Consider the following 1409-nt stretch of genomic DNA (forward strand, 5'->3'; position numbering starts at 1 on the left):
TTTGTCAACTGTAGTGGGTTGAATAAAAACTAACATCTGGAGAGGACAATTGATGTCCTCTTCATTTTTATATTCAGAGCGATGAAAATTCGTTTCTTAAAGTTGTCAAAGTTCCGAAATCCAAAGGCATTTCGTTTGATAAGTTTAACGAGATTATTGGTCGCTTCCAATTTGGCGTTGGAATAGGGTAGTTGAAGGGCGTTGACAATTTTCTCTTTGTCCTTGAGAAATGTCTTAAAGACAGTCTGAAAAAGAGGATGAACCTGTTTAAGATTGTCCTCAATGAGTCCGAAAAATTTGTCTGGCTCCTTGTTCTGAAAGTGAAAAAGCAAGAGCTGATAGAGATTATAGTGGTGTCTCAAGTCTTCTGAATAGCTCAAAAGCTTGTCTAGAATCTCCTTATTTGTTAAGTGCATGCGAAAAGTAGGGCGATAAAAACGTTTATCACTTAGTTTACGACTATCCTGTTGAATGAGCTTCCAGTAGCGCTTGATAGCTTTGTATTCATGGGATTTTCTATCAAATTGATTCATGATTTGAACACGGACACGACTCATAGCACGGCTAAGATGTTGCACAATGTGAAAACGATCTAGAACGATTTTAGCATAAGGAAAAAGCTGTTTAGCCAAGTTATAGTAAGGACTAAACATATCCATAGTAATGATTTTCACCTGACAGCGAACCGCTCTATCGTAGCGAAGAAAGTGATTGCGGATGATAGCTTGTGTTCTGCCTTCAAGAACAGTGATGATGTTGAGATTATCAAAATCTTGTGCAATGAAACTCATTTTTCCCTTAGTGAAGGCATACTCGTCCCAGGACATAATCTCAGGAAGACGAGAAAAATCATGCTTAAAGTGGAAATCATTGAGCTTTCGAATGACAGTTGAAGTTGAAATGGATAGCTGATGGGCAATATCAGTCATAGAAGTCTTTTCAATTAACTTTTGCGCAATTTTTTGGTTGATAATACGAGGAATTTGATGATTCTTCTTGACGATAGAAGTCTCAGCGACCATCATTTTCGAGCAATGATAGCACTTGAATCGACGCTTTCTAAGGAGGATTCTAGTAGGCATACCAGTCGTTTCGAGGTAAGGAATTTTCGACGGTTTTTGGAAGTCATATTTCTTCATTTGACTTCCGCAATCAGGACAAGATGGAGCCTCATAATCCAGTTTAGCGATGATTTCTTTGTGAGTATCCATATTGATGATATCTAGAATCTGGATATTAGGGTCTTTAATATCGAGTAGTTTTGTGATAAAATGTAATTGTTCCATATGATTCTTTCTAATGAGAGTTTGGTCGCTTTTCATTATAGATCTTATGGAACTTTTTTTCTACAACAAAATAGGCTCCATAATATCTATAGGGGATTTACCCACTACAAATATTATAGAGCC

General features: G+C 37.0%; 1 protein-coding gene. It reads right to left on the reverse strand.

The features are described from left to right. Positions 1-29 precede the first annotated feature (29 nt). Positions 30-1286 carry an ISL3 family transposase gene (locus QM406_RS10010; protein ID WP_414274120.1) on the reverse strand — a complete coding sequence of 419 codons (1257 nt, stop codon included), beginning with the start codon at positions 1284-1286 and terminating at the stop codon, positions 30-32. Positions 1287-1409: the final 123 nt, after the last annotated feature.

The organism is Streptococcus infantis, assembly GCF_047465035.1.
GTDB classification, from domain to species: Bacteria; Bacillota; Bacilli; order Lactobacillales; family Streptococcaceae; genus Streptococcus; species Streptococcus infantis_T.